The organism is Streptomyces sp. NPDC079020, assembly GCF_044542225.1.
In the GTDB taxonomy this organism is placed as follows: domain Bacteria; phylum Actinomycetota; class Actinomycetes; order Streptomycetales; family Streptomycetaceae; genus Streptomyces.
In genome coordinates this window covers 16,746-40,747 of record NZ_JBITUB010000016.1, presented here as the reverse complement: position 1 = coordinate 40,747, position 24,002 = coordinate 16,746, and the positions used below count along the sequence as shown (strand labels likewise).

General features: G+C 70.5%; 28 protein-coding genes and 4 tRNA genes. 8 read left to right on the top strand and 24 right to left on the bottom strand.

Annotated elements, in window-relative coordinates; translation table 11 throughout:
- Positions 1-59: 59 nt before the first annotated feature.
- Both ACIGJO_RS28500 and ACIGJO_RS28495 read right to left on the bottom strand, forming a co-directional pair.
- On the bottom strand, positions 60-272 hold the full coding sequence (locus ACIGJO_RS28500; protein ID WP_018551753.1) for a hypothetical protein: 213 nt from the start codon (positions 270-272) through the stop codon (positions 60-62).
- A 439-nt stretch (positions 273-711) separates the two neighbouring features.
- Positions 712-993 (bottom strand): acylphosphatase, encoded by a 282-nt coding sequence (locus tag ACIGJO_RS28495; protein ID WP_399962886.1) that lies wholly within the window; start codon positions 991-993, stop codon positions 712-714.
- A 153-nt stretch (positions 994-1,146) separates the two neighbouring features.
- Here ACIGJO_RS28495 and ACIGJO_RS28490 point away from each other — a divergent pair, with 153 nt between their 5' ends.
- Complete coding sequence (locus ACIGJO_RS28490) at positions 1,147-2,085, top strand: CAP domain-containing protein (protein WP_399962884.1); 939 nt, start codon at positions 1,147-1,149, stop codon at positions 2,083-2,085.
- 144 nt (positions 2,086-2,229) lie between these two features.
- Positions 2,230-2,604 carry a winged helix-turn-helix transcriptional regulator gene (locus ACIGJO_RS28485; protein WP_399962882.1) on the top strand — a complete coding sequence of 125 codons (375 nt, stop codon included), beginning with the start codon at positions 2,230-2,232 and terminating at the stop codon, positions 2,602-2,604.
- On the opposite strand, the gene mutM is transcribed toward ACIGJO_RS28485, so the two are convergent.
- The 9 genes from mutM to ACIGJO_RS28440 all read right to left on the bottom strand — a co-directional run bounded on the left by mutM (position 2,577) and on the right by ACIGJO_RS28440 (position 11,827).
- Positions 2,577-3,437 carry a bifunctional DNA-formamidopyrimidine glycosylase/DNA-(apurinic or apyrimidinic site) lyase gene (mutM, locus tag ACIGJO_RS28480; protein WP_399962880.1) on the bottom strand — a complete coding sequence of 287 codons (861 nt, stop codon included), beginning with the start codon at positions 3,435-3,437 and terminating at the stop codon, positions 2,577-2,579. The two genes, ACIGJO_RS28485 and mutM, sit on opposite strands and share 28 nt — an antisense overlap.
- Before the next feature lie 130 nt (positions 3,438-3,567).
- Complete coding sequence (gene rnc / locus ACIGJO_RS28475; protein WP_329945280.1) at positions 3,568-4,392, bottom strand: ribonuclease III; 825 nt, start codon at positions 4,390-4,392, stop codon at positions 3,568-3,570.
- A gap of 19 nt (positions 4,393-4,411) precedes the next feature.
- Positions 4,412-4,585 carry a 50S ribosomal protein L32 gene (gene rpmF, locus ACIGJO_RS28470; RefSeq protein WP_003965982.1) on the bottom strand — a complete coding sequence of 58 codons (174 nt, stop codon included), beginning with the start codon at positions 4,583-4,585 and terminating at the stop codon, positions 4,412-4,414.
- A gap of 2 nt (positions 4,586-4,587) precedes the next feature.
- Positions 4,588-5,253: a DUF177 domain-containing protein gene (locus ACIGJO_RS28465; protein ID WP_329945279.1), complete on the bottom strand. Its 666-nt coding sequence runs from the start codon at positions 5,251-5,253 to the stop codon at positions 4,588-4,590.
- Positions 5,254-5,413: 160 nt separating this feature from the next.
- Entirely contained in the window at positions 5,414-6,517 is a 1,104-nt protein-coding gene (locus ACIGJO_RS28460; protein WP_399962877.1) for a cell division initiation protein, read from the bottom strand.
- Between the two features lie 97 nt (positions 6,518-6,614).
- Positions 6,615-7,094 (bottom strand): pantetheine-phosphate adenylyltransferase, encoded by a 480-nt coding sequence (gene coaD, locus ACIGJO_RS28455; protein WP_399963109.1) that lies wholly within the window; start codon positions 7,092-7,094, stop codon positions 6,615-6,617.
- 26 nt (positions 7,095-7,120) lie between these two features.
- A complete protein-coding gene (rsmD, locus tag ACIGJO_RS28450; RefSeq protein ID WP_399962875.1) occupies positions 7,121-7,705 on the bottom strand; it encodes a 16S rRNA (guanine(966)-N(2))-methyltransferase RsmD in 585 nt (194 codons plus the stop codon).
- Between the two features lie 165 nt (positions 7,706-7,870).
- Complete coding sequence (recG, locus tag ACIGJO_RS28445) at positions 7,871-10,099, bottom strand: ATP-dependent DNA helicase RecG (protein WP_399962873.1); 2,229 nt, start codon at positions 10,097-10,099, stop codon at positions 7,871-7,873.
- 60 nt (positions 10,100-10,159) lie between these two features.
- Positions 10,160-11,827, bottom strand: a complete 1,668-nt coding sequence (locus ACIGJO_RS28440; RefSeq protein WP_399962871.1) for a DAK2 domain-containing protein — start codon at positions 11,825-11,827, stop codon at positions 10,160-10,162.
- 256 nt (positions 11,828-12,083) lie between these two features.
- On the opposite strand from ACIGJO_RS28440, the gene rpmB reads away from it, so the two are divergent.
- Positions 12,084-12,269, top strand: coding sequence for a 50S ribosomal protein L28 (gene rpmB / locus ACIGJO_RS28435; RefSeq protein ID WP_030928661.1), 186 nt, complete (start codon positions 12,084-12,086; stop codon positions 12,267-12,269).
- Positions 12,270-12,354: 85 nt separating this feature from the next.
- Here the strand turns inward: rpmB and thiD are convergent, their stop codons facing one another.
- Together thiD and ACIGJO_RS28425 are read right to left on the bottom strand one after the other, a co-directional pair.
- Complete coding sequence (thiD, locus tag ACIGJO_RS28430) at positions 12,355-13,161, bottom strand: bifunctional hydroxymethylpyrimidine kinase/phosphomethylpyrimidine kinase (protein ID WP_399962869.1); 807 nt, start codon at positions 13,159-13,161, stop codon at positions 12,355-12,357.
- A 10-nt stretch (positions 13,162-13,171) separates the two neighbouring features.
- Positions 13,172-14,143, bottom strand: coding sequence for a thiamine-phosphate kinase (locus tag ACIGJO_RS28425; RefSeq protein WP_266924244.1), 972 nt, complete (start codon positions 14,141-14,143; stop codon positions 13,172-13,174).
- A gap of 219 nt (positions 14,144-14,362) precedes the next feature.
- Between ACIGJO_RS28425 and ACIGJO_RS28420 the strand changes: the two genes are divergently transcribed.
- Together ACIGJO_RS28420 and ACIGJO_RS28415 are read left to right on the top strand one after the other, a co-directional pair.
- The gene (locus ACIGJO_RS28420) at positions 14,363-14,596 is read left to right on the top strand and encodes an Lrp/AsnC family transcriptional regulator (RefSeq protein ID WP_399962866.1); all 234 of its coding nucleotides are present in this window, start codon (positions 14,363-14,365) and stop codon (positions 14,594-14,596) included.
- Positions 14,597-14,616: 20 nt separating this feature from the next.
- On the top strand, positions 14,617-15,105 hold the full coding sequence (locus tag ACIGJO_RS28415; protein ID WP_399962864.1) for a DUF3515 domain-containing protein: 489 nt from the start codon (positions 14,617-14,619) through the stop codon (positions 15,103-15,105).
- 43 nt (positions 15,106-15,148) lie between these two features.
- On the opposite strand, the gene ACIGJO_RS28410 is transcribed toward ACIGJO_RS28415, so the two are convergent.
- From ACIGJO_RS28410 to ACIGJO_RS28400, 3 genes are read right to left on the bottom strand one after another with little or no spacing between them, the layout of a single operon-like run.
- A complete protein-coding gene (locus tag ACIGJO_RS28410) occupies positions 15,149-16,324 on the bottom strand; it encodes a D-alanine--D-alanine ligase family protein (RefSeq protein ID WP_399962862.1) in 1,176 nt (391 codons plus the stop codon).
- A 33-nt stretch (positions 16,325-16,357) separates the two neighbouring features.
- Positions 16,358-17,368 carry an NAD(P)H-dependent glycerol-3-phosphate dehydrogenase gene (locus ACIGJO_RS28405; RefSeq protein ID WP_399962860.1) on the bottom strand — a complete coding sequence of 337 codons (1,011 nt, stop codon included), beginning with the start codon at positions 17,366-17,368 and terminating at the stop codon, positions 16,358-16,360.
- A complete protein-coding gene (locus tag ACIGJO_RS28400; protein WP_399962858.1) occupies positions 17,365-18,117 on the bottom strand; it encodes a lysophospholipid acyltransferase family protein in 753 nt (250 codons plus the stop codon). Before ACIGJO_RS28400 ends, ACIGJO_RS28405 begins: the two co-directional genes overlap by 4 nt.
- 149 nt (positions 18,118-18,266) lie before the next feature.
- Here ACIGJO_RS28400 and cofC point away from each other — a divergent pair, with 149 nt between their 5' ends.
- Both cofC and ACIGJO_RS28390 read left to right on the top strand, forming a co-directional pair.
- A complete protein-coding gene (gene cofC / locus ACIGJO_RS28395; RefSeq protein WP_399963107.1) occupies positions 18,267-18,953 on the top strand; it encodes a 2-phospho-L-lactate guanylyltransferase in 687 nt (228 codons plus the stop codon).
- A 10-nt stretch (positions 18,954-18,963) separates the two neighbouring features.
- Positions 18,964-19,167: a hypothetical protein gene (locus ACIGJO_RS28390; protein WP_266924232.1), complete on the top strand. Its 204-nt coding sequence runs from the start codon at positions 18,964-18,966 to the stop codon at positions 19,165-19,167.
- A 180-nt stretch (positions 19,168-19,347) separates the two neighbouring features.
- On the opposite strand, the gene ACIGJO_RS28385 is transcribed toward ACIGJO_RS28390, so the two are convergent.
- From ACIGJO_RS28385 to leuC, 4 genes are all read right to left on the bottom strand, one after another.
- The gene (locus ACIGJO_RS28385) at positions 19,348-20,022 is read right to left on the bottom strand and encodes an HU family DNA-binding protein (protein ID WP_399962855.1); all 675 of its coding nucleotides are present in this window, start codon (positions 20,020-20,022) and stop codon (positions 19,348-19,350) included.
- Positions 20,023-20,165: 143 nt separating this feature from the next.
- On the bottom strand, positions 20,166-20,393 hold the full coding sequence (locus ACIGJO_RS28380) for a hypothetical protein (protein ID WP_266924228.1): 228 nt from the start codon (positions 20,391-20,393) through the stop codon (positions 20,166-20,168).
- Between the two features lie 104 nt (positions 20,394-20,497).
- Complete coding sequence (leuD, locus tag ACIGJO_RS28375; RefSeq protein ID WP_399962853.1) at positions 20,498-21,091, bottom strand: 3-isopropylmalate dehydratase small subunit; 594 nt, start codon at positions 21,089-21,091, stop codon at positions 20,498-20,500.
- Positions 21,092-21,096: 5 nt separating this feature from the next.
- Positions 21,097-22,521 carry a 3-isopropylmalate dehydratase large subunit gene (gene leuC, locus ACIGJO_RS28370; protein WP_399962850.1) on the bottom strand — a complete coding sequence of 475 codons (1,425 nt, stop codon included), beginning with the start codon at positions 22,519-22,521 and terminating at the stop codon, positions 21,097-21,099.
- A gap of 174 nt (positions 22,522-22,695) precedes the next feature.
- On the opposite strand from leuC, the gene ndgR reads away from it, so the two are divergent.
- Positions 22,696-23,412, top strand: a complete 717-nt coding sequence (gene ndgR, locus ACIGJO_RS28365) for an IclR family transcriptional regulator NdgR (protein ID WP_003966003.1) — start codon at positions 22,696-22,698, stop codon at positions 23,410-23,412.
- 185 nt (positions 23,413-23,597) lie between these two features.
- Here ndgR and ACIGJO_RS28360 read toward each other — a convergent pair.
- The 4 genes from ACIGJO_RS28360 to ACIGJO_RS28345 all read right to left on the bottom strand — a co-directional run bounded on the left by ACIGJO_RS28360 (position 23,598) and on the right by ACIGJO_RS28345 (position 23,980).
- Positions 23,598-23,670 (bottom strand) — tRNA-Glu (locus tag ACIGJO_RS28360).
- Between the two features lie 20 nt (positions 23,671-23,690).
- Positions 23,691-23,762, bottom strand: a tRNA-Gln gene (locus tag ACIGJO_RS28355).
- Positions 23,763-23,774: 12 nt separating this feature from the next.
- Positions 23,775-23,847, bottom strand: a tRNA-Glu gene (locus ACIGJO_RS28350).
- 60 nt (positions 23,848-23,907) lie between these two features.
- Positions 23,908-23,980 (bottom strand) — tRNA-Glu (locus ACIGJO_RS28345).
- Positions 23,981-24,002 lie beyond the last annotated feature (22 nt).

Below are 24,002 nucleotides of genomic sequence, written 5' to 3'. Positions count from 1 at the left end.
AGAGTGGTTCTCAGGCGACTGAGCGTGCCTGTGCCCGACCGGCCCGACAGGGCCACCGGTCAGGTCAGCGCAGGCTCCGCCTGGGGTACGTCGATGTCGATGCTGTCGAGCAGCGACTCTTGGTGCTGGGCGGCGGCGTTCAACGCGTCGTTCTCGTCCTGGATCCGTACGAGCTCGGATTCCAGGTCCTGGACGCGCTGCTGGAGCCGTCGCATCTCGGCGAGGAGTCGCGGGTCGGAACCGCCGACGTAACCGAGAAGCGCCTTTGCCATGATGGATGGTCCTCCACACTGAGTGACCGACCGAGAGCGGTGTGGGTCGTGAGGGAATCGCACCCGCGGTGCTCGGCAGTGCCCTGTCAACACTGCGGTTCTGCTGCCAAACAGCTCTGCCAAACAGCTAAGGTGCGCGGGGTTTTCAGCGTCTCACCAAAAAGTTTGACGGTCAACACGATCACACCCCGTTGAGGCGGGTGTCCCGGGGGCGCGCGGCCGGACGATCATGCGGCGCGACTCTCCTGCGGGGCCCCGGGGGGCGTGGAGATCTTCGTTAATGCCGCAGCCTGGCACGACATTCCCCTCTTGGCAACCACAGGCCGCCGCCGGGTCCCTTCGCAGGTCATTTCGGGTGCGGCCCGATTTCCGACTCATCGGTAACCGCTCGGCGCACTCCGGACACGCAGCGAATCCACAACCCCCGGCAGCGCCATGATCAACGGATCGCGAATCCCTCGTAACCTCCGCGCGGGGTGTCCCAGATCTCAGTGACTCCGTCCACGCGCCCGGGTGTGTCGTCGGAGCCCAGCCAGTCCAGCAGACGGTGGCAATTCTCACGCGGACCCTCGGCCACGACCTGTACCCGGCCGTCGTCGAGATTGAGGGCAAAGCCGGTCAGTCCACCGATCTCCAAAGCATTTGCCCTGGTGAACCAGCGGAAGCCTACTTGCTGTACTCGGCCGCGTACCCAGACGACGAGTCGTGCATCTTCGCTCATGCGTGAACGCTAACCGGCCCACCGTTCCCGGAGCACTTCGCCCCTGTGACCCATGGCGTACAGTCCGGTCGCAAAAGCTTCACTCGATCGGGTGAGCACGGCTGAGAAATGTGACGTCTCAGGGGCGTCCGGAGCATCAGGAAGGCACAGCGCATGGGACGCCACCGACGATCAGCCGCAGGCTCCGCCGCTGAAGAATCCGCGACCGGGGACGGATTCGGGCACCGGGGCACGCGACGGAAGAAGCGGGCCTTCCTGCCCGTGCGGACCGGTCTGCTCGGCATATCCGCGGCCGTGGCCCTGGGAGCGGTCGCCGTCGCCTCGGGTCTGCTGCCCGGCGGCGACACCCACACCGTGGGCGGCACGTCCACCGCGGACGAGGTGCGTTCCGGTGGCGCCCCGGACCTGCTGACACAGGGCAGCCGCTCGGCCGACCCGACCGACCGTGCCTCCGCTTCGGCCTCCGCACCCGCCAGCCGGGGCAGCACACGGCCGGTGGCTCCCTCGAAGTCGGCTTCCGCTTCTGCCTCCGCCTCCGCTTCCGCCACCCCGGACAAGAAGCCCTCGGCCACCGGCTCGAAGCGGCCTTCGGAGTCGAAGGCCCCCACGGCTGCCCCGAAGAAGAAGTCCGCGAGCCCGTCGGCGAAGGCTCCGGCCGCCCCGAAGACCTCGTCCGCCGCCCCCTCGCGCAAGGCACCGGCTCCCGCCCCCGCCGGCACCTCCGCCCAGGCCGCCGTCCTCGCCCTGGTGAACCAGGAGCGGGCGACGGCCGGCTGCTCCCCGGTCACCATCAGCGCGCCGCTGACCGCACTCGCCCAGAACTTCAGCGAGGACATGGCGGCCCGCGGCTTCTTCGACCACACCGACCCCGACGGCGCGACCCCCTGGGACCGCGCGGCCAAGGCCGGTGTGCAGAACCTCGGCGGCGAGAACATCGCCCGCGGGCAGGCCGATGCCGAGGCCGTGATGGAGTCCTGGATGAACAGCGACGGACATCGCGCAAACATTCTCAACTGCGACTACAAGACCCTGGGAGTCGGCGTGCACACCGGCTCCGGCGGCCCCTGGTGGACACAGGACTTCGGTTTCTGACCCCTGAGGCACCACCGGTCCCGCGCGCCTGCGGGCCCTCACGCCCACCGGCCGTCACACCGACCGGTCATCACGCCCGCAGCCTGCTTACGCCCGCACAGCGCACCCTCCTGGTAAGCGCTGTGCAGGCGTAAGCTGTTGCGCATGGACAGCCTCCCCTTCGATGTCTTCTCCAGGCAGTGCCCCTCGCGCGGCACGCTGGAGCATGTCACCGGGCGCTGGGGCAGCCTGACGCTGGGCGCGCTGCACGAGGGCGGTCTCCGGTTCAACGAGCTGCGGCGCCGGGTCGACGGAGTGAGCGAGAAGATGCTCTCCCAGACCCTTCACGCGCTGGAGCGCGACGGGCTCGTCCACCGCGAGGCGCAGCCCACCAATCCGCCCCGGGTGGACTACGAGCTCACCCCGCTCGGCCGTGAGGTGGCCGGCCGGGTGCTCGGACTGATCGGGCTCGTGGAGGGCCGGATGGCCGAGGTGCTGGCGGCCCGTACGCGTTACGACGAGGCGCGCGGCGGCCGCTGACAGCGCGGGCAGTAGTAGCTGGAGCGGTTCATCCAGGGGCGGCGGCGCATCGGCGTACCGCAGCGGTGGCACGGCTCGCCCTCCCGCCCGTACGCGTCGAGCGACCGGTCGAAGTAGCCGGACTCACCGTTCACGTTCACATAGAGGCTGTCGAAGCTGGTGCCGCCCTGGTCGAGGGCCGCGTTCATCACCTCGCGGGCATGGCCCAGCAGTTCGGCCGACTTGGACCGGGTCAGCGTCGCGGTCGGCCGGTCGTAGTGCAGCCTGGCCCGCCAGAGTGCCTCGTCGGCGTAGATGTTGCCGACGCCGCTGATCAGCGACTGGTCGAGCAGCGCGCGCTTGACCGTCGTACGGCGAAGGCGCAGAGCCGTGTGGAACGCGGCGTCGTCGAACTCCGGGTCGAGCGGGTCGCGGGCGATGTGCGCGATGGTGTCGGGCAGCCCTTCCGGAGTGTTGTCGTGGAGCGAGAGCCCGCCGAAGGTGCGCTGGTCGACGAAGCGCAGCTCGGTGCCGAGCCCGTCGTCGAACCGGATCCTGACCCGCAGGTGCTTCTCGTCCGCGGCGTCCTCGGGCTGCACGAGCAGCTGCCCGCTCATGCCGAGATGGCCGAGCAGCGAGGAGGACGCGTCGTCCAGCGGCACCCAGAGGTACTTGCCCCGGCGCATCGCCGTACCGAACCGGGCCCCGTGCAGCCGCGCCGCGAAATCCACGCCGCCCGCGAGGTGCCTGCGGACCGCACGCGGGTGGAGGACCTCGACATCGGTGACGGTGCGGCCGGTGACCCAGCGCTCCAGACCCCGCCGGACGACTTCTACCTCGGGCAGCTCGGGCACGATGGCGCTCCTGGAACGACGTGGTGGTACGGGACGGTGGGGACGGCGAAGGACGCGCCGCCCGGGAAATGTGCCACGCGGACAGCGAAAACCCCCCGGTGCACGAGGCACCGAGGGGTTCCCGGTCGGTTCAGGCCGGAGCGGCGTCCGTGTTCGGCGACGGGTCGGCAGGGGTGTCGGCGACCCCTCCGTCGGCTGCGGCCTTCGCCGCGGCCTCCCGCGCTTCCGCGGCGGCGCTGATCTCACGCCAGGCGGATTCCGCCGCCTGCTGCTCCGCTTCCTTCTTGCTACGGCCGGTGCCGGTGCCGTACGAGACACCACCGACGCGAGCAGCAGCAGTGAAGGTCTTCTCGTGGTCCGGGCCGGTCTCCGTGACGAGGTACTCGGGGACACCGAGGCTCTCGCTCGCGGTGAGCTCCTGGAGACTGGTCTTCCAGTCCAGGCCGGCACCGAGGTTCGAGGACCTGTCGATCAGCGGGTCGAAGAGCCGGTGAACCAGCTCCGAGGCCGCACTGAGGCCCTGGTCGAGATAGACCGCGCCGATCACCGCTTCAAGGGTGTCGGCGAGGATGGAAGCCTTGTCCCGGCCCCCCGTGCCCTCTTCACCGCGGCCGAGCCGGATGAAGGAGCCGAGTTCGAGGCCGCGGCCCACTTCCGCAAGCGCACGCGAGTTGACCACCGCGGCCCGCAACTTGGCCAGCTGGCCTTCGGGCAGGTCGGGGTGGGTGCGGTACAGCGTGTCCGTGACCACCAGGCCGAGCACCGAATCCCCGAGGAATTCGAGCCGCTCGTTGGTGGGCAGGCCGCCGTTCTCGTACGCGTACGAACGGTGGGTCAGCGCACGCACCAGAAGGGCGGACTCGAGGTGATACCCGAGCCGCCCTTCCAGAAGCGTGTGGGACGAGGCTGTGTTGACGTTGTCTGCCTGCTTCTTGGCACTGGACAACTCAGACATCGGGCCTCTCACCAGCCGCTCAGACCTCGAGGACCTGGCGCTTGTTGTAGGTGCCGCAGCTCGGGCACGCAATGTGCTGGAGCTTCGGCTCCTGGCAACGCTCGCACGAAACCAGGGTGGGGACCGCAGCCTTCCACTGCGACCGGCGGTGGCGCGTGTTGCTGCGCGACATCTTCCGCTTCGGAACAGCCACGGCTACTTCTCCTGCTTCTCGTCGACGCCAGGTTCGGCGCCGCCCATGTTGTCCTTCTCGCCGTCCTGAACGGTCTCGGCGAGTCCTTGCAGTGCCGCCCAACGGATGTCGACGGCATCGTGGTGGTGTCCGGGATTCTCGTCCAGCCTGATTCCGCATTCGGAACACAGACCGAGACAGGTCTCCTTGCACACCGGCTGCATGGGCAGTGCGAGCACTACCGCGTCACGCAGCACTGACTCGAGGTCGAACAAGCCGTCCTCGAGGAAGAACACGTCCTCGTCGTCCTCGGCGTCGTCGGCCGGGTCCGCCGCTTTGCCGCGGCCCCGGTCATCGGCGTCAGGGTACGAGAACATCTCCTGGAAGTCCGCTTCGACCTTGACGGTCAGCGGCTCCAGACACCTTACGCACTCCCCCTCGGCCGACGCACGGGCGGTGCCTGTGACAAGCACCCCTTCCATGACCGATTCGAGGCGGATGTCCAGCACCACGGGCGCGCCTTCCGGCACACCGATGACGCCGTCGATACCCAGATCCCTGGGTGCCTCCACCGAGCGGGTCAGCCGCTTGAGGGCACCGGGACGCCGGCCCAGCTCGTGCGTATCGAACACGAGAGGGTTTCGGTGGTCGAGGTGGCCGTTCAGGGCTTTTCCTGCTTTCGCGATCATGTGCGTCGAGCTGCATCGGGGGGAGGGCCGGCCCGGAGTCGAAACGGGCAGCCGGGATCGCGGACTACGCGCGACCGAAGAGCCAGGATACTTGACGTACCGCTCAGCACCCAATCCGGGCCGTGCCGCCCCCGGGCCCACCGGCCCGGGGGCGGCACGGTCAGCGGCCCTGTTCGTACCGGCGCAGCTGCTCCAGATCGATCATGCTGGTGTCGAAGAGGCTGGTCTCGTCCAGTGCGCTCTCGCCCTGCGGGGCCGGAGCGGGCGGCTGGGCGGGCTGCTGCGGCCAGCCGTAGTCCTGCTGGGCCTGCTGGGCCTGCTGGGCCTGCAGCTGGCCGGGGTCGTAGCCCTGCTGCTGGTAGGCGGCGTACGGGTCGGGCTGCTGCTGGTAGCCGTAGACGTCCTGCTGGAGCGGCTGCTCCTGGTAGGGGTACGTCTGCGCGTACTGCGGCTCGGGCTGCGCCTGGGCCGGGAAGTGCGGCTGCGGGGGCTGCTGCGGCTGCGGGGACAGCTGCTGCGGTTCCGGGGTGGCGAGCTCGGCCAGACCGGCGAGATAGTCGGCGTCGCTGGTGTGCCCCTGGCTGCCCGCGGCGTCCTGGGCGGCCATGTGCGCACCGAGGTCGTCGCCGGCCACCCGGCCGTGCAGCTTCTGCCGGCCCCGGCCGACCGCTTCCAGGGTCTTGGCGAGCACCGCCTCGAAGGCGCCGAGCTTGGTGTCGACGTACTCGTCGGCACGGCGCTGGAGCGTGGCCGGGTCGGCGCTGCGCTCGGGCGCCTCGGCGAAGTCCGGGTCCTGGTATCCCTGCTCGTCCAGGCCCTGCCCCCGGCCCAGCAGCTTCTCGCGACCGCGGTCCACGGAGCCGATGGTCTTGGTGAGGACGACCTCGAAGTTGGCGAGCTTGCTGTCGACGTACTCGTCGGCGTCGGCCCGGACCTCGTCGGCCTCCCGGCGGGCCTCGGAGAGGATCCGGTCGGCCTCGCTCCGGGACTGCCGGGCGACCTCGGTGTCGGAGACGAGTGTGCCGCGCTGGGCATGGGCGGACTCGATGATCCGCCCGGCCTCCTGGCGGGCCTGCTCGACCAGCTGCTCATGGCCGCCGATCAGCTCCGCGGCCTGGGCCAGCGAGCCGGGCAGGGCCTGCCGCACCTCTTCGAGCATCGCGAGCAGTTCGGCGCGGTTGACCACGCACGACGCCGACATGGGCATGGAGCGGGCGCTCCCGACCGCTTCGACGATCTCGTCGAGCTTCTTCTGCACGTCCACCGTGTGCTCGCCACTCTCTGCTGCTGTTGGAGCCGGACGGGACGACTGTAAGGCCAGTCGGCTCCCGCCCGACACCTGGTGACGGTCAGTCAGTGACTCACCGCTCGGCCAGGCGCTCCATGAGGGCTTCGTGGACAGCCGGCGGCAGCAGGTGGGAGACATCGCCGCCCCAGGTCGCGACCTCCTTGACCAAGGACGACGACAGGAAGCTGTAGGTGGGATTGGTCGGCACGAAGAGCGTCTCGACGCCGGAGAGGCCGTTGTTCATCTGGGCCATCTGGAGTTCGTAGTCGAAGTCGCTGACGGCCCGCAGGCCCTTCACGATCGCCGGGATCTCGCGCTGCTTGCAGAAGTCGACCAGCAGGCCGTGGAAGGACTCGACCTCGACGTTGCCGAAGTCGGAGGTGACCTGGCGGATCAGATCTATCCGCTCCTCCACCTCGAAGAGTCCTTTCTTGGACTGGTTGATCATCACCGCGACGTGTACGACGTCGTACAGCTTCGAGGCTCGGCCAATGATGTCGAGATGTCCGTTGGTGATGGGGTCGAACGACCCCGGACAGACGGCGCGGCGCAACGTGATTCCCTCGCTCTCCGGTCCGGTCATCGTGCGTCTTCGCACGTAGAGGCGGCGCGACCGTACCAAAACGTTCCCTCGCCGTAGCGACGGGCCCGCAGTGGCTCGAATCCTTGCGGCCAGGCGAACTCTCCGCTTTTGGTGCTGCGCTCCACGGTGACGAGTGCATCGCCGGTGAGCCAGCCCTGAGCACGGAGTGTGAGCAGGATCTCGGCAAGATCGCCATCGGTGACGGCGTACGGCGGGTCCAGGAAGACCACGTCGTACGGCTCCGCGGGCGCCGGTCCTGTCACGATCTGTTCCGCTTTGCCGGTACGGACCTCGGCGCCGGGCAGGCCGAGCGTGCGGACGTTGTCCCGGACGGTGCGGGCGGCCTTCGCGTCGGCCTCGACGAGGAGCGCGTGGGCGGCGCCCCGGGAGAGCGCTTCGAGGCCGACGGCGCCGGAACCGGCGTACAGATCGGCGACGCGGATGCCTCCGAGGGTGCCGAGGAGCGCTTCCCACGTGGAGAACAGGCCCTCACGCGCGCGGTCGGAGGTGGGGCGGGTGCCGGTGCCGGGCGGGACGGCCAGGCGGCGTCCGCCGGCCGAGCCGGCGATCACGCGGGTCATGGGTGTCTGGTCCTCGGGTCGTGGGGCGGCACACAGGGCGACGGTGTGCCGTACACCCACGATATGGCGTCGGGCCCGCCCCGGCCTTCGCGCCTCTCCCGCCCCGGGCCCGGCGGGGGCGCCTGCCGCCCGCCGGCCCCCGCGCCCCGCTGCTCGTCCTCTCCCTCAGCCCTTGTCGAGATACTCCTCACGGTCCTTGTCCAGCAGGGCGTCCAGCGCGGTCCGCAGCTCCGGCAGGTGCTCCAGCTCCGGGTCCGCGGCGACGATCGCGACGGCCTCCTCACGGGCGGCGGCGATGACCTCCTCGTCGTCGATGACGGTGAGCATCCGCAGGGAGGAGCGGACGCCGGACTGGGCCTGGCCGAGGACATCGCCCTCACGGCGCTGCTCCAGGTCGATCCGGGAGAGCTCGAAGCCGTCGAGCGTGGCGGCGACGGCGCCGAGCCTGGCCCGCGCGGGACTGGCCTCGTGCGCCTCGCTGACCAGCAGACACAGCCCGGGGGCCGAGCCGCGGCCGACCCGGCCGCGCAACTGGTGCAGCTGCGAGACGCCGAACCGGTCGGCGTCCATGATCACCATGGCGGTGGCGTTGGGGACGTTGACCCCGACCTCGATGACGGTCGTGGCGACCAGCACATCGACCTGCCCCGCGGCGAAGCGGCGCATCACGTCGTCCTTGTCGTCCGGGTGCATCCTGCCGTGCAGCACCTCGGTCCGGAGTCCGGCCAGCGCACCCCTGCGCAGCTCCTCGGTGATCTCCAGCACGGCGATCGGCGGCCGCTTCTCGCCGTCGTCCTCGGGCGCCCCGGCCTTCTTCCCCTTCTTCTCCCCGGCCGCCTCGTCGGCGTCGTCACCGATGCGGGGACACACGACATACGCCTGATGGCCGTTCTCGACCTCCTCGCGGACCCGCTCCCAGGCGCGGGCCAGGAAGTGCGGCTTGTCCTTGGCGGGGACGACATGGCTGGCGATGGGCGAGCGTCCGGCCGGGAGCTGGTCCAGTACGGAGGTCTCCAGATCGCCGAACACCGTCATCGCGACCGTACGGGGGATGGGGGTGGCGGTCATGACCAGCAGGTGGGGCGACCGCCGTTCCCCCTGGGAGTGCGCCTTGGAGCGCAGGGCGTCGCGCTGCTCCACGCCGAAGCGGTGCTGCTCGTCGACGACGACCAGGCCCAGGTCGTGGAACCGCACCTTGTCCTCGATCAGCGCGTGGGTGCCGATCACGATCCCCGCTTCTCCGGTGACCAGGTCGAGCAGTGCCTGCCGCCGGGCGGGGACGCCCATGGAGCCGGTGAGCAGGACGACCTTGGTGCCCCGGTCGGAGCCGCCGAGCATGCCCCCCTCGGCCAGCTCGCCCATCATCTCGGTGATGGACCGGTGGTGCTGCTGGGCGAGCACCTCGGTGGGCGCGAGCATGGCCGCCTGCCCGCCCGCGTCCACGACCGTGAGCATGGCGCGCAGGGCGACCATGGTCTTGCCGCTGCCGACCTCGCCCTGGAGGAGGCGGTGCATCGGGTGCTCGGTGGCCAGGTCGTCGAAGATCTCGCCGGTGACCTTCCGCTGCCCTTCGGTCAGGGTGAACGGCAGCTTGGCGTCGAAGGCGTCCAGCAGCCCGTCGGGCACCGGTCTGCGCGCCACGGCCGGGAGCTGGGTGTCGGCGTACCGTCTGCGGGCGAGCGCGACCTGGAGGACGAACGCCTCGTCCCACTTCAGCCGCTCCCTGGCGTCGGCGATGTCCGCCTTGGTCTGCGGCCGGTGCACCTTGAGCAGCGCCTCCGGCAGCGGGGTGAAGCCGCGGCCCTCGCGCAGCGACCGGGGCAGCGGGTCCACGGCGTCCTTCGCGCTGGGCAGCACGGCGTCCACGGCCTTGGCGATCCGCCAGGAGTCGAGCTGCTTGCAGGCGGGATAGATGGGCAGCAGCCGCCCGGCGAAGGCGTCCACCGCCTCCGTCGCCTCGTCCGCGTCCGCGGCGTCCAGCAGCTGGTACGTGGGGTGGGCGAGCTGCATCCTGCGGTTGAAGACGGAGACCTTGCCCGCGAACATCGCCCGGCGGCCCGGCAGCAGCTCCTTGTGGGGCTTGTGGACGCCGTGACCGAAGAAGACCAGCTGGAGCTGGCCGCTGCCGTCGGTGAGGGTCACTTCCAGGCGCTTGCCGCGGCCGTTGTTGAACACCGCGATACGGGCGTCGGCGACCTGCGCGACGACCGTCACATGCTCGTCGAGCGGGAGGTCGGCCAGCGCCGTGAGCTGACCGCGCTCCTCGTACCGCCGCGGGTAGTGGTGCAGCAGATCACCGACCGTGTGCAGGTCGAGGTGTTCGGCCATCACCTTCGCGGTGGCTCCGCCGAGCAGCTTCTTGAGGGGTTCATCGAACGCAGACACGCGGTCCATTGCACACCACGGCACTGACACCTGTCCCCCGCGCGGCCCGGCGCGCCCCTCGCGGCGGGGTCACTCGACGCCGATCAGCAGCGGTGCGCTCTGGTGGCCGCCCCGGTAGACCACGGTGTCCACGGCCAGATAGCCCTCGCGCACATGCTCGGTGAGAGCGTCGGCCAGGGCGTCGGGCACGTTCTCGCCGAGGACGAGGGTGACCAGCTCGCCGCCCGAGGCCAGCATCCGGTCCAGGACCGTGCGGGCCGTCGCGGGCACGTCGGCGCCGATGACGGCGACGTCCCCGTCGATCAGGCCGAGGATGTCGCCCGCCTGGCAGATGCCGGCCATCGTCCACGACTGCCGTTCGGCGACGGCCAGTTCGGCGTACCGGGTGGCGCCCGCGGCCGCGGTCATCGCGACCACGTCCTCGTCGAAGCTGCGGTCCGCCTCGTGGACGGCGAGCGCGGCGATGCCCTGGACGGCCGCGCGGGTGGGGATCAGGGCGACCCGGACGCCCTCGGTCCTGGCCTGCTCGGCGGCGGCCCCCGCGGTGTGCCGCAGCGCCGCGTCGTTGGGCAGGAGGACCACCTCGCGGGCGTGGGCCCGGCGGATCGCGTCGACCAGTTCGCCGCTGGCCGGCGGCTCGCCGGGGCGCGCGATCACGGTGGTCGCGCCGGCCTCCGTGCACAGCCCGGCCAGCCCGTCGCCGGGGACCACGACGACGACGGCGCGCCGGGCGGGTTCCGTGTGGGGGCGGGTGTCGAGCAGGCCGTCGGCGCCGAAGTGGGTGATCCGGATCCGGTACGGCCGTCCGGCCTCGACCCCGGCCTCAACGGCCGCTCCGGCGTCGTCGACATGGACGTGTACGTTCCACAGTCCGTCGCCGCCCACCACGACCAGGGAGTCCCCGAGCGCGTCCAGCCGGGTCCGCAGCCGGTCCACGGCCTCGTCGCGGGCCTCCAGCAGGTAGATCACCTCGAAGGCGGGACCGCTCCCGCCGTCCGGGCAGTCGTCCGTGCCCCCGTCCGCGCGCTCGCCGGCCGTGGAGCCCCCGCCGTCGCGCGTCCCCGGGAGCACCGCGGGGACCGCCCAGGAACGGCGTGCCGGCGCCTGCCCCGAAACCGTCTCCAGCAGCGCGCCGAGCACCGCGAGCAGTCCCCGTCCGCCCGCGTCCACGACGCCCGCGCGGCCGAGGACGGCGAGCTGGCCCGGGGTCGCCTCCAGCGCGGTGCGCGCGCCGTCGTACGCCGCCCGCACCACAGCGGCGAGGCCGGGTCCCGCGTCCCGCGCGGCTGCGGCTGCCTCGGTCGCGACGGTGAGCACCGTGCCCTCGACGGGGTGGGCCACCGCCTGCCGGGCGGCCGACGCGGCGCGGGCGAAGGCCTCGCGCAGCCGGCCCTCGTCACCGCCGTCGGCCAGCACCCCCGCCATCCCGCGCAGCAGCTGGGCCAGGATGGTGCCGGAGTTCCCCCGGGCGCCGATCAGCGCTCCGTGCGCCATGGCGCGTACGGCGTCGGCGGTGGCGGGCACGGTGGAGCCGGTCTCATGGGCGGCGAACACCGCCTCGACGGCCGCCGTCGCGGACTCCACGGTCAGATAGAGATTGGTGCCGGTGTCACCGTCGGCGACGGGATAGACATTGATCGCGTCGATCTCCGCGCGCTCCCGGCCCAGGGCCTCCAGGGCCAGTGAGCACCAGGTGCGCACCGCGACGGCGTCCAGATCGTCGGGGAGCTGCGGCACCGATGGTCCTCCTTGAAGCGGCCGTGGCAGCGGGCTGCACCGCAGGGTAGCCCGCCCGCGGTGGGTACGGCCGGGACAGGGGGCGGGCGGACGGTGGGCCCGGCCGTGGTAGTTTCGTATCTCCGGAGCAGCCGTTGTATGCTGCTTCGGTTGCCCGATGAAAGTCGGGCCATACCTCCGGTACCGCCACTTCAGTCAAATGATTCCGGCGCGCCGGAATTCACTGTAAGTGCACCTGAAGTCTTTGGAGTGACCCGTGGCTGCCAACTGCGACGTCTGCGGCAAGGGGCCGGGCTTCGGCAACAACATTTCGCACTCGCACCGCCGTACGTCCCGTCGCTGGAATCCCAACATCCAGCGCGTGCGTGCCGTGGTCGGTCGGACGCCGAAGCGGCTCAACGTCTGCACCTCGTGCATCAAGGCCGGCAAGGTCGCGCGCTGACGTTCCCGTCGTAGCGCAGCCTTCCGGTTGCCCAAAAAGCCGGTCCACCTCGGTGGACCGGCTTTTTGCTGTACCCGGTGGCCGTTCAGCGCTGCCGGGTGCGCCAGCCGTGGTCGACGGGCCCGATGCCGCCGCCGAGCGGGAATCCGGCCGCGATCGCTCCGGTGACGTACTCCTTCGCGCTCCGGACGGCCGTGGGGACGTCCTGGCCGAGGGCGAGCGAGGCGGCGATGGCGGAGGCGAGGGTGCAGCCGGTGCCATGGGTGTGCCGGTTCTCGTGCCGGGGTGCGCGCAGCCAGTGCTCCTGGCTGCCGTCGGTCAGCAGGTCCACGGCCTCGCCCGGCAGATGGCCGCCCTTGATGACCACCCAGCGGGGCCCGTACGCCAGGATTCCGTCCGCCGCGCGGCGCATGTCGCTCTCACCGCTGATCGCGGTGCCGGTGAGCTGTGCCGCTTCGTCGAGGTTCGGGGTGGCGACCGTCGCGACGGGCAGCAGCTTCGTCCGTACGGAATCGAGCGCCTCGGCGGCCAGCAGCGTGTCCCCGTGCTTGGAGATGCCCACCGGGTCGACGACGACCGGCGCCGCGGTGCCGGCGAGCAGCTCGGCTACGGTCCCGACGAGGGCGGCCGAGGCGAGCATGCCGGTCTTCACCGCCTGGACGCCGATGTCGTCGACGACACTGCGGTACTGGGCGGTGACGGCTTCCGCCGGCAGCTCCCAGACTCCCTGGACGCCCCGGGAGTTCTGGGCGGTGACGGCGGTCAGCACGCTCATGCCGTGCACGCCGAGTGCCAGCATGGTCTTCAGGTCGGCCTGGATGCCCGCGCCGCCGCCGGAATCGGATCCGGCGACGGTCAGGACACGGGGTGGTGCGGCGGTGCGTATGGGCATGCGCCGCAATCTACTGGGCGTCCTCGATGTTCCCGAAGTGGTCCCAGCCGCCCTTGCTGGTCCAGGGCGCTCCGTCGACCGTGACCTGGGGCAGGGCGGAGGGGTTCAGGACCTCGCCGATCACCTTCCAGCGGGCCGGGAGCTTCACGTCCTGGGGGAAGGTCGCGACGATCGCGTGGTCCTCGCCCCCGGTGAGCACCCACTGGAGGGGGTCGACGCCGACGGCCTGGCCGATGTCGGACATCTGCGAGGGAATGTCGATGAGCCCGGACCGCAGGTCGATGCGGACCTTGCTGGCCTCGGCGATGTGCCCGAGGTCGGCGACCAGTCCGTCGCTGACGTCCGTCATCGCGGTGGCGCCGAGTCCGGCCGCCGCGGGGCCCGCGTGGTACGGCGGTTCGGGGCGGCGGTGGGCCTCGACGAAGGCGCGGGGCGAGCGGAAGCCCCGGGAGAGGACGGCGTACCCGGCGGCGGACCAGCCGAGCCAGCCGGTGACGGCGACGACATCACCGGGCCGGGCGCCGGACCGGGTGACCGGTTCATGGTTGCGCAGGTCGCCGAGGGCCGTGATCGAGACAGTGATGGTGTCGCCGCCGACCACGTCTCCCCCGACCACGGCCGCGCCCGCGACCTGGCACTCGTCACGCAGGCCGTCCATGAGTTCGGCGGCCCAGGTGACCGGGAGGTCGGCGGGGACGACGAGGCCGAGGAGCAGCGCGGTGGGCACGGCGCCCATGGCCGCGATGTCGGCGAGGTTCTGGGCGGCGGCCTTGCGCCCGACGTCGTACGCCGTCGACCAGTCGCGGCGGAAGTGCCGCCCTTCCAGCAGGATGTCCGTACTGACCACGACCCTGCGGTCGGGAGCGGCCACGACCGCGGCGTCGTCGCCGGGCCCCAGCCGTACCGCCGGAGTGGTGGTGAGCCGGGAAGTCAGCTCCCTGATGAGCCCGAACTCCCCCAACTCGCCCACGGTTCCCTTCACCGAGTCTCACCTCTCATTTATCGCCCCGGACACCCGTCCGGGCCCCCGGTCGCGAGCCGTCACTGCTGTCGGTACCGTCAAGAGATACGTCAACTTCTGTTGTCCGTACGCCACGCTGTGGACGTCATCCGGCCCATAGGTCTCCCCGCGGCCCGCGGCAACGCGATACCGTGGCGTCCCTTTCCCCCACATGATCCTCGTGGCCGCCCTGGAGGTTCCGTGGTACAGGCGTACATCCTTATTCAGACCGAGGTGGGCAAGGCGTCGATCGTCGCCGAGACCATCGCCAAGATTCCGGGAGTCATCCAGGCAGAGGACGTCACCGGTCCCTACGACGTGATCGTGCGGGCCCAGGCCGACACGGTCGATGAGCTCGGCCGCATGGTGGTCGCCAAGGTGCAGCAGGTGGACGGCATCACGCGGACACTGACCTGCCCGATCGTCCACCTCTGACCCCCGTCTAGGCTGGGCCGGTGACGTCCTTCCGCCGCCGGTCCTCCCGCTCACTGTTCCTCGGTCCGTCCGCTGCCCTGCTCGTCCTGGCCGCGGCGGGCTGTTCCTCCAGCCACGCCCAGCCCCCTGTCGCGGTTCCCACCCCGTCGTCCGAGGCCGCCCCGTACTGCGAAGCGCTGGACAAGGCGCTGCCGCAGAGCGTCGTCGATCTCGAACGGAGTGATCCCGGACCGGATTCGGAGCTGACCGCCGGCTGGGGGGACGGGGCGATCGTACTGCGCTGCGGTGTGCCGCGGCCCGCGAAGATGGACGACGCCCAGTCCAAGGCGATCGAAGCGGACGGCGTCAACTGGATGCTGGAACAGCGCCAGGACGCCGGTCCGCGTTTCACCACCACGTACCGCAAGGCGTATGTCGAGGTCACCCTCTCCGAGGAGTACGCCCACGACGCCAGCCCGCTGGCCGCGTTCGCCGGACCGGTCAGGAAGACGGTCCCGGACAGTCTCTGAGCGGGCCGGGACGTGGCGGTCCGTGCCGGTCCGCCGCAACGGGTCAGCGCAGTCCGGTGGAACGGGTCAGCGCGGCCTGGATCAGCCGGTCCACCAGCTCCGGGTAGTCCACGCCGCTCTCCTGCCACATCCGCGGGTACATCGAGATCGGGGTGAACCCCGGCAGGGTGTTGATCTCATTGATGACGAAGCCGCCGTCCTCGGTGAGGAAGAAATCGGCGCGCATCAGCCCTTCGCAGGAGACGGCCTCGAAGGCGGCGACGGCGAGGCGCTGGACCTCGGCGGTCTGCTCCGCGGTGAGCGGGGCGGGCACCAGACCGGCGGCCGAGTCGATGTACTTGGCCTCGAAGTCGTAGAAGTCGTGTGCGGTCACCGGCGGGATCTCGGCGGGCACACTGGCCCGCGGCCCGTCCTCGAACTCCAGCACCCCGCACTCGATCTCGCGGCCGCGCAGCAGCGACTCGACGAGGAACTTGGGGTCGTGGCGGCGGGCCTCCTCGATCGCCTCGTCCAGACCGGCGAGGTCGTCGACCTTGCTGATGCCCATCGAGGAGCCGCCGCGGGCGGGCTTGATGAAGAGCGGCCAGCCGTGCTCGCCGGCGAAGTCGACGATGCGCTTGCGGGCGGCCGCGCGGTCGCCGTCCCACTCCCGGGGGCGTACGACCTCGTACGGTCCGACGGGCAGCCCGAAGGAGAGGAAGACCCGCTTCATGTACTCCTTGTCCTGGCCCACCGCCGAGGCGAGGACACCGGCTCCGACGTAGGGCACACCGGCGAGATCGAGGAGCCCCTGGAGCGTGCCGTCCTCCCCGTACGGGCCGTGCAGCACGGGGAAGACGACGTCGACCTCGCCGAGCGCCTTGGGCACCGAGCCCGGTTCGCTGTAGACGACTTCACGGCTGCCGGGATCGACGGAGAGCACCACGGTGCCCTCGGCGGTCTCGGCCAGCTGCGCCACATTGGGCACCTGCCGGTCGCTGATGGCCATGCGTCCGGGCTCGTCGGCGGTGAGCGCCCAGCGCCCGTCCGTCGTGATGCCGATCGGCATCACGTCGTACTTGGTCCGGTCGATGGCGTTCAGCACGGCGCCGGCCGTGACGACCGAGATGCCGTGTTCGGAGCTGCGGCCGCCGAACACGACAGCCACGCGCGGCTTACGGCGCTGCGGCTCAGGGCTCTCGGGGCGCTCAGGGCTCTGGGGGAGGTTCTCGCTGCTCATATCACGATGAGCGTACCTGCTGGAAGGGAGACGTCAGCGCCGCTCGGCCTTGGCGCTGCGCGACATCAGCTCCTTGAGCGCGACGACCGGCGGCTTGCCCTCGTGGACGATGCCGACGACCGTTTCGGTGATGGGCATGTCGACGCCGTGCCGGCGGGCCAGGTCGAGCACCGATTCGCAGGACTTGACGCCCTCGGCGGTCTGCTTGGTGACGGCGATCGTCTCCTGGAGCGTCATGCCGCGCCCGAGGTTGGTGCCGAAGGTGTGGTTGCGCGAGAGCGGCGAGGAGCAGGTCGCCACCAGGTCGCCGAGGCCCGCCATTCCGGAGAAGGTCAGCGGATCGGCGCCCATGGCCACGCCCAGGCGGGTGGTCTCGGCGAGGCCGCGGGTGATGAGCGAGCCCTTGGCGTTGTCGCCGAGGCCCATGCCGTCGGCGATGCCGACGGCGAGACCGATGACGTTCTTCACGGCGCCGCCGAGCTCGCAGCCGACCACGTCGGTGTTGGTGTACGGGCGGAAGTACGGGGTGTGGCAGGCGGCCTGGAGGCGCTGGGCCACGGACTCGTCCTGGCAGGCGACGACGGCCGCGGCGGGGCGGCGTTCGGCGATCTCCTTGGCGAGGTTGGGCCCGGAGATGACGGCGATACGGTCCGCGGTGACCTTGGCGACGTCCGCGATGACCTCGCTCATCAGCTTGGCGGTGCCGAGTTCGACGCCCTTCATCAGGGAGACGAGGACGGTGCGGTCCTCCAGGTGCGGGGCCCAGTCGGCGAGGTTGGCGCGCAGCGTCTGCGAGGGCACGACGAGGAAGGCGAACTCGGCGCCGCGCAGCGCCTCGGCGGCGTCGGTGGTGGCCCGGACCGAAGCCGGAAGCTCGATACCCGGCAGATAGTCGGGGTTGGTACGGGTCGTGTTGATGGTCTCGGCGACTTCGGCGCGGCGTCCCCAGAGGGTGACCTCGCAGCCTGCGTCGGCGAGGATCACGCCGAAAGCCGTACCCCATGAGCCGGTTCCGAAGACGGCTGCTTTTACGGGGTGCGTCACGTGGGTCCCTTTCCCTGGGCCTTGCGCCGTAGTTCAGCACGGGCTTTGCGGTGATCGTAGAGCTCTGCGGGGGCCTTCTCGCCACGCACGATCTCCAGCTGGGCGGTGACCGCGGCCATGATGACCTCGGTCGCCTGCCGCAGCACCTCGGGCGTCGGCTCCAGTCCGTGGAAACGGCTGAGGTCGACGGGCGGTCCCGCCTGCACCTGGAGGGTCTTGCGGGGGAACAGCCTGAGCTTGTTCTCCTTGGCGTACGGCGGCATCGCGAGGTTGGCGCCCCACTGGGCGACGGGGATGACCGGTGCCCTGGTCATCAGCGCGACGCGGGCGGCGCCGGTCTTGCCGGCCATCGGCCACATGTCGGGGTCGCGGGTGAGGGTGCCCTCGGGGTAGAAGGCGACGCACTCGCCCCGTTCGATGGCGTCCACGGCGGCACGGAACGCGTCCAGCGCGTTGGTCGTCTCACGGTAGACGGGGATCTGGCCGGTGCCCCGCAGCATCATTCCGACGAAGGGGGTGCGGAAGAGGCCCGCCTTCGCGAGGAGCCGCGGCACCCGGCCGGTGTTGTACTGGAAGTGTCCGTACGAGAGCGGGTCGAGATACGAGTTGTGGTTGACCGCCGTGATGAATCCGCCGTCGGCCGGAATGTGTTCCATTCCCCGCCAGTCGCGCTTGAACAGAACCACCAATGGCGGTTTGGCGATGACCGCCGCCAGGCGGTACCAAAAGCCGATTCTGCGGCGGGACACTCGGACACCTTCCTCTAATACGTGACCTGCTTCTGCCTGGCCACCGACGGTCAAGTCTCGCCCCAGGCCCCTGCTCTGTCGAGAACACCGTACGCCCCGCCTTCGGGACCGACCCTCCGGGCTGTCGTACCGGCACGCGAGAATATGTCCTGACGCGTACGGAGGGGGAGATCGCCACGAACACCGACCTGACCGGGGCCTGGTCCCTGGTCGTTCCGCTGAAGCCGCTCGCACGGGCCAAAAGCCGGTTGGGGCGGGCGACGGGAGAGCTGCTGCGGCCCCGGCTGGCCCTGGCGTTCGCCCAGGACACCGTGGCCGCGGCACTGTCCTGCCCCGGAGTGCGGGATGTGGTGGTCGTCACGGACGACGCGGTGGCCGGGGCCGCCCTTTCCGCGCTCGGGGCCCGCATTCTGCCCGACGCGCCGGCCGCCGGGCTCAACGCGGCTCTGGCGCACGGTGCGCGCCGTGCACGGGAGCTGCGTCCCCGGAGCGCGGTGGCGGCACTGAACGCGGATCTTCCCGCGCTGCGTCCCGCGGAACTGTCGCGGGTGCTCGACTTTTCCTCCGCTTTTCCCCGTGCATTTGTCACCGATGCGGCGGGAATCGGCACGACATTCCTGTCCGCCGCTCCGGGAGTGGAATTGCGCCCGGCTTTCGGCGGTCCTTCGCGGGCCGGACACCTGGCTTCCGGGGCGACGGAAATCCCCCTGCCCGGCCTCGACTCGGTCCGCCGGGACGTGGACACCGGCGAGGATCTGCGGGTGGCGCTGGCGCTCGGTGTGGGCCCGCACACGGCGGGTCTGAGCGGCGCGGTCTCCCCCGCCCCGGACCGATAGGCTGCCGCCCATGCAGGCGACCTCGTACACGTACGACTCCGAGACCCGTACCGGCAGCGTGCTGCTGGACGACGGCACGCCGGTGGAGTTCGACGCCCCGGCCTTCGACGCGGGCGGCCTGCGGCTGCTGCGTCCGGGGCAGCGGGTCCGGATCGAGGGCGAGGGCGAGGGTGCCGCCCTGCGGATCACCCTGGTGACGCTGCAGACGTTCTGAGGCGGCGCGGGAGGACGACGGTTCCGGGGCGGTCCGAAACGCCGCGGAGGGACGTTCCGGGGCGGCCCGGGGGCCGCCGGACGCCGTCGGAGCGCCGTTTGCACCCCGGACAGCCCGCGGGCCGGGCTCCCCGAGGGGAGCCCGGCCCGGCGCGTGTGAGGAGCGAGCGCGTGCCCGGTCTCACTTCTTGCGTGCAGTGGCCTTCTTGGCGGTGGTCTTGCGCGCCGTGGTCTTCTTCGCGGGCGCCTTCTTCGCCGTGGCCTTCTTGGCGGGCGCGGTCTTGCCGGCGACGGCCTTCTTGGCCGTCGTCGCGGCCTTCTTCGCCGGGGTGGCCGCCTTCTTCGCGGTCGCGGTGGCCTTCTTCGCCGTGGCGGTCGCCTTCTTCGCCGTGGTCTTCTTCGCCGTGGCGGTCGCCTTCTTCGCCGTCGCCACGGTCTTCTTGGCGGTGGCCTTCTTCGCCACGGCCTTCTTCGCGGTGGCCTTCTTGGCCGCGGCCTTCGCCGTCGTACGGGTGGAAGATCCGCCCGAGAGGCTGCCCTTGGGGGCCTTCTTCACGGCCACATCGTTCTTGGGGAGCTTCTTGGAGCCGCTCACCAGGTCCTTGAAGCCCTGTCCCGCACGGAAGCGGGGCACCGAGGTCTTCTTGACCCGGACGCGCTCACCCGTCTGCGGGTTGCGGGCGTACCGGGCGGGGCGGTCGACCTTCTCGAACGAGCCGAAGCCGGTGACCGAGACACGGTCCCCGGCGACAACGGCACGCACGATCGCGTCGAGTACCGCGTCGACAGCGTCTGCGGCCTGCTGACGGCCGCCGACCTTGTCGGCAATCGCTTCTACGAGCTGCGCCTTGTTCACGTCTTCCCCTTCGGAGACATTGCCAGAACGAAAGTGTTCAAGCTTTTTCGCACGTTAGGCAGATATATACCGCAAATCAAACACGAAACGGGCTAATCACCCTAGTGCCGCAACGAAGTCGACCGCTGCGCAGTTCCGCAGAGTCAGTCACCTTCGGGGAATCGGCCCTCATCGAGGTCCTTCATCAACCGGTCCAGACGCCTTGCCGCGTCCGGGAGATCGTGCTTCGCCGCGGCCGTGACGACCAGCAGCTTCCGGGACAGCGCCATCCTTACGCCCTCCGGGACTTGCAGTGCACGCACCCTTGCGTGCGCTTCCTTCAATCGGTCGGCGACTTGGCCATAGAGCTTGAGTTGGCTGTCGCGTTCCATGCACCGATTGTGCCATCTGGGGCGAGTTGTCGCCCGAGGGGGGCTCAACAAGCGACTGCGCCCCCTGCCCGAAGGCAGGGGGCGCAGTCTTGGAAAAGCGCTGCTCAGGCCTCAATTGTACGCGGCTTGAAGGTCGGCCTTGCCGCCTCATAAGTCGCAATGTCCGCTTCGTTCTGAAGGGTGAGGCTGATGTCGTCGAGCCCGTTGAGCAGCCGCCAGCGGGCGTTCTCGTCGAGCTCGAAGTCGGCCGTGATGCCCTCGGCACGGACCTGCCGCGCCTCCAGGTCAACAGTGATTTCGGCCGTTGGGTCGGCCTCCGTCAGCTCCCAGAGCGCGTCCACGGTCGGCTGGTCCAGGACGACGGTCAGCAGGCCGTTCTTCAGCGAGTTGCCGCGGAAGATGTCGGCGAAGCGGGACGAGATGACGGCCCGGAAACCGTAGTTCTGCAGGGCCCAGACGGCGTGCTCTCGGGAGGAGCCGGTACCGAAATCGGGACCGGCCACCAGGACCGAGGCGCCGCTGCGCTCGGGGTGGTTGAGGATGAAGGACCCGTCCTTGCGCCAGGCCTCGAAGAGCCCGTCCTCGAAGCCGTCGCGGGTGACCTTCTTCAGCCAGTGGGCGGGGATGATCTGGTCGGTGTCGACATTGCTGCGGCGCAGCGGGACGGCCCGGCCGGTGTGTGCGGTGAAAGCTTCCATGGTTCTCAGACTCCGGCGGGCGTGCGGGCTTCGGACAGGTCGGCGGGCGAGGCCAGATGGCCCAGCACCGCGGTGGCGGCGGCGACCTGCGGGGAGACCAGGTGCGTGCGGCCGCCCTTGCCCTGCCGGCCCTCGAAGTTGCGGTTCGAGGTGGAGGCGGAGCGCTCGCCGGGGGCCAGCTGGTCGGGGTTCATGCCGAGACACATCGAGCAGCCCGCGTGCCGCCATTCGGCTCCGGCGGCGGTGAAGACCTTGTCCAGGCCCTCCGACACGGCCTGGAGCGCGACCCGGACGGAACCGGGAACGACCAGCATCCGCACCCCGTCGGCGACTTTGCGGCCCTCCAGGACCGAGGCCGCGTTACGCAGGTCCTCGATCCGGCCGTTGGTGCAGGAACCTACGAAGACGGTGTCGACGTTGATGTCGCGCAGCGGCTGTCCGGCGGTCAACCCCATGTATTCCAGGGCCTTTTCGGCGGCGTTGCGCTCCGAGGCGTCCTCGTACGAAGCCGGGTCGGGGACGCTCGCCGAGAGGGGCGCGCCCTGGCCGGGGTTGGTGCCCCAGGTGACGAACGGGGCCAGTTCGGTGGCGTCGATGACGACCTCGGCGTCGAAGACGGCGTCGTCGTCGGTGCGCAGCGTACGCCAGTACGCGACGGCCGCATCCCAGTCCTCGCCCGTCGGGGCGTGGTCGCGGCCCCGCAGGTACTCGAAGGTGGTCGCGTCCGGAGCGATCATGCCCGCGCGGGCACCGGCCTCGATCGACATGTTGCAGATGGTCATCCGGGCTTCCATCGAGAGCTTCTCGATGGCGGATCCGCGGTATTCGAGGATGTAGCCCTGGCCGCCGCCGGTACCGATCCTGGCGATGATCGCCAGGATCAGGTCCTTCGCGGTGACACTGTCGGGCAGTTCGCCCTCGACGGTGATGGCCATGGTCCTGGGACGGGCGAGCGGCAGCGTCTGGGTGGCCAGGACGTGCTCGACCTGGCTGGTGCCGATGCCGAACGCCAGCGCGCCGAAGGCGCCGTGCGTGGAGGTGTGGGAGTCGCCGCAGACCACGGTCGTACCGGGCTGGGTCAGCCCCAGCTGCGGGCCGACCACATGCACGACGCCCTGCTCGACGTCGCCCAGCGGGTGCAGCCGGACGCCGAAGTCCGCGCAGTTCTTGCGCAGGGTCTCCAACTGGGCGCGCGAGACCGGGTCGGCGATCGGCTTGTCGATGTCGAGCGTCGGGGTGTTGTGGTCCTCGGTGGCGATGGTGAGGTCGAGGCGCCGCACCGGGCGTCCGGCCTGGCGCAGACCGTCGAAGGCCTGCGGGCTGGTCACCTCGTGCAGCAGGTGAAGATCGATGAAGAGAAGGTCGGGCTCGCCCTCCGCGCGCCGGACGACATGGTCGTCCCAGACCTTCTCCGCGAGTGTCCTACCCATCGCTTTCCCTCCGGCCGGCGTCTTCGCCGGCCCAACTAGAGATTCGGTGCGCCGCCGTCCGGACCCCCGAGCGGGGCGGTGGCTGCGGGCCGTTGTGCGGCCGCCCGTACAGGTTCGCAACTTCCGCCGGAAATTGAACTTGCGTTTCACAGAGTGAGACGCGAGTATCGTCGTATGGACAACTCTAGCGGCGTCGGCGTTCTCGACAAGGCGGCTCTGGTATTGAGCGCTCTGGAGTCCGGTCCGGCCACCCTCGCCGGGCTGGTCGCGGCGACCGGGCTCGCACGGCCCACGGCACACCGGCTGGCCGTGGCACTGGAACACCACCGGATGGTGGCGAGGGACATGCAGGGCCGTTTCATTCTCGGCCCCCGGCTCTCGGAGCTCGCGGCGGCGGCCGGCGAGGACCGGCTGCTGGCCACGGCGGGACCGGTACTCACCCACCTTCGCGACATCACCGGCGAGAGCGCTCAGCTCTATCGCCGGCAGGGCGACATGCGGATCTGTGTCGCCGCGGCGGAACGGCTGTCCGGACTCCGGGACACGGTACCGGTCGGCTCCACGCTCACCATGAAGGCGGGATCGTCCGCCCAGATCCTGATGGCCTGGGAGGAACCGGAGCGCCTGCACCGAGGCCTCCAGGGCGCCAGGTTCACGGCGACCGCCCTCTCCGGCGTACGGCGCAGGGGCTGGGCGCAGTCGATCGGCGAGCGGGAGCCGGGCGTCGCCTCGGTCTCGGCACCGGTGCGCGGCCCCTCGAACCGGGTGGTGGCGGCGGTCTCGGTCTCCGGCCCGATCGAGCGGCTGACCCGCCACCCGGGCCGGATGCACGCCCAGGCGGTCATCGACTCGGCGGCACGGCTCAGTGAGGCCCTGCGCCGCACGGGCTGAGCCGCACCGGCCACGGGCAGCTCCACCTCTTCCCCCAACTCCCCGAAGGCCGCCCCAGCGCCGTGGCGGCCCCTTTCACTTCCCCCGCCTCACGCCCCGCGAGCCACAACCCGGACCGGGAACGCAGCCGGGAAAGCGGAAGGCCCCTCACCGAAGTGAAGGGCCTTGCCGCTACTGCTCTGTTGTACCCCCGACCGGATTCGAACCGGCGCTACTGCCGTGAGAGGGCAGCGTGCTAGGCCGCTACACAACGGGGGCGTGTTTACTGCTGACTTGCGCTGGGCTACCAGGACTCGAACCTAGAATGACGGTACCAGAAACCGTAGTGTTGCCAATTACACCATAGCCCATGGTGTGACAAGTACCCCCGACCGGATTCGAACCGGCGCTACTGCCGTGAGAGGGCAGCGTGCTAGGCCGCTACACAACGGGGGCCCTAGCGATCCTGCATCAAGAACGTGGGTGCGACCCAGATGTTCTCGCGGGAAGGATCTGTACCCCCGACCGGATTCGAACCGGCGCTACTGCCGTGAGAGGGCAGCGTGCTAGGCCGCTACACAACGGGGGCGTGTTTACTGCTGACTTGCGCT

Bases quoted from the DNA above. Each gene is read 5' to 3' on its own strand.
- thiD (WP_399962869.1), bottom strand. From the start codon at position 13,161: ATGCCCATACGCACCGCCGCACCACCCCGTGTCCTGACCGTCGCCGGA.
- ACIGJO_RS28490 (WP_399962884.1), top strand. From the start codon at position 1,147: ATGGGACGCCACCGACGATCAGCCGCAGGCTCCGCCGCTGAAGAATCC.
- ACIGJO_RS28500 (WP_018551753.1), bottom strand. From the start codon at position 272: ATGGCAAAGGCGCTTCTCGGTTACGTCGGCGGTTCCGACCCGCGACTC.
- ACIGJO_RS28380 (WP_266924228.1), bottom strand. From the start codon at position 20,393: ATGGAACGCGACAGCCAACTCAAGCTCTATGGCCAAGTCGCCGACCGA.
- leuD (WP_399962853.1), bottom strand. From the start codon at position 21,091: ATGGAAGCTTTCACCGCACACACCGGCCGGGCCGTCCCGCTGCGCCGC.
- ACIGJO_RS28495 (WP_399962886.1), bottom strand. From the start codon at position 993: ATGAGCGAAGATGCACGACTCGTCGTCTGGGTACGCGGCCGAGTACAG.
- ACIGJO_RS28465 (WP_329945279.1), bottom strand. From the start codon at position 5,253: ATGATCGCGAAAGCAGGAAAAGCCCTGAACGGCCACCTCGACCACCGA.
- ndgR (WP_003966003.1), top strand. From the start codon at position 22,696: ATGGACAACTCTAGCGGCGTCGGCGTTCTCGACAAGGCGGCTCTGGTA.
- ACIGJO_RS28410 (WP_399962862.1), bottom strand. From the start codon at position 16,324: ATGAGCAGCGAGAACCTCCCCCAGAGCCCTGAGCGCCCCGAGAGCCCT.
- recG (WP_399962873.1), bottom strand. From the start codon at position 10,099: ATGGACCGCGTGTCTGCGTTCGATGAACCCCTCAAGAAGCTGCTCGGC.
- ACIGJO_RS28485 (WP_399962882.1), top strand. From the start codon at position 2,230: ATGGACAGCCTCCCCTTCGATGTCTTCTCCAGGCAGTGCCCCTCGCGC.
- rsmD (WP_399962875.1), bottom strand. From the start codon at position 7,705: ATGACCCGCGTGATCGCCGGCTCGGCCGGCGGACGCCGCCTGGCCGTC.
- ACIGJO_RS28390 (WP_266924232.1), top strand. From the start codon at position 18,964: ATGCAGGCGACCTCGTACACGTACGACTCCGAGACCCGTACCGGCAGC.
- leuC (WP_399962850.1), bottom strand. From the start codon at position 22,521: ATGGGTAGGACACTCGCGGAGAAGGTCTGGGACGACCATGTCGTCCGG.
- rnc (WP_329945280.1), bottom strand. From the start codon at position 4,392: ATGTCTGAGTTGTCCAGTGCCAAGAAGCAGGCAGACAACGTCAACACA.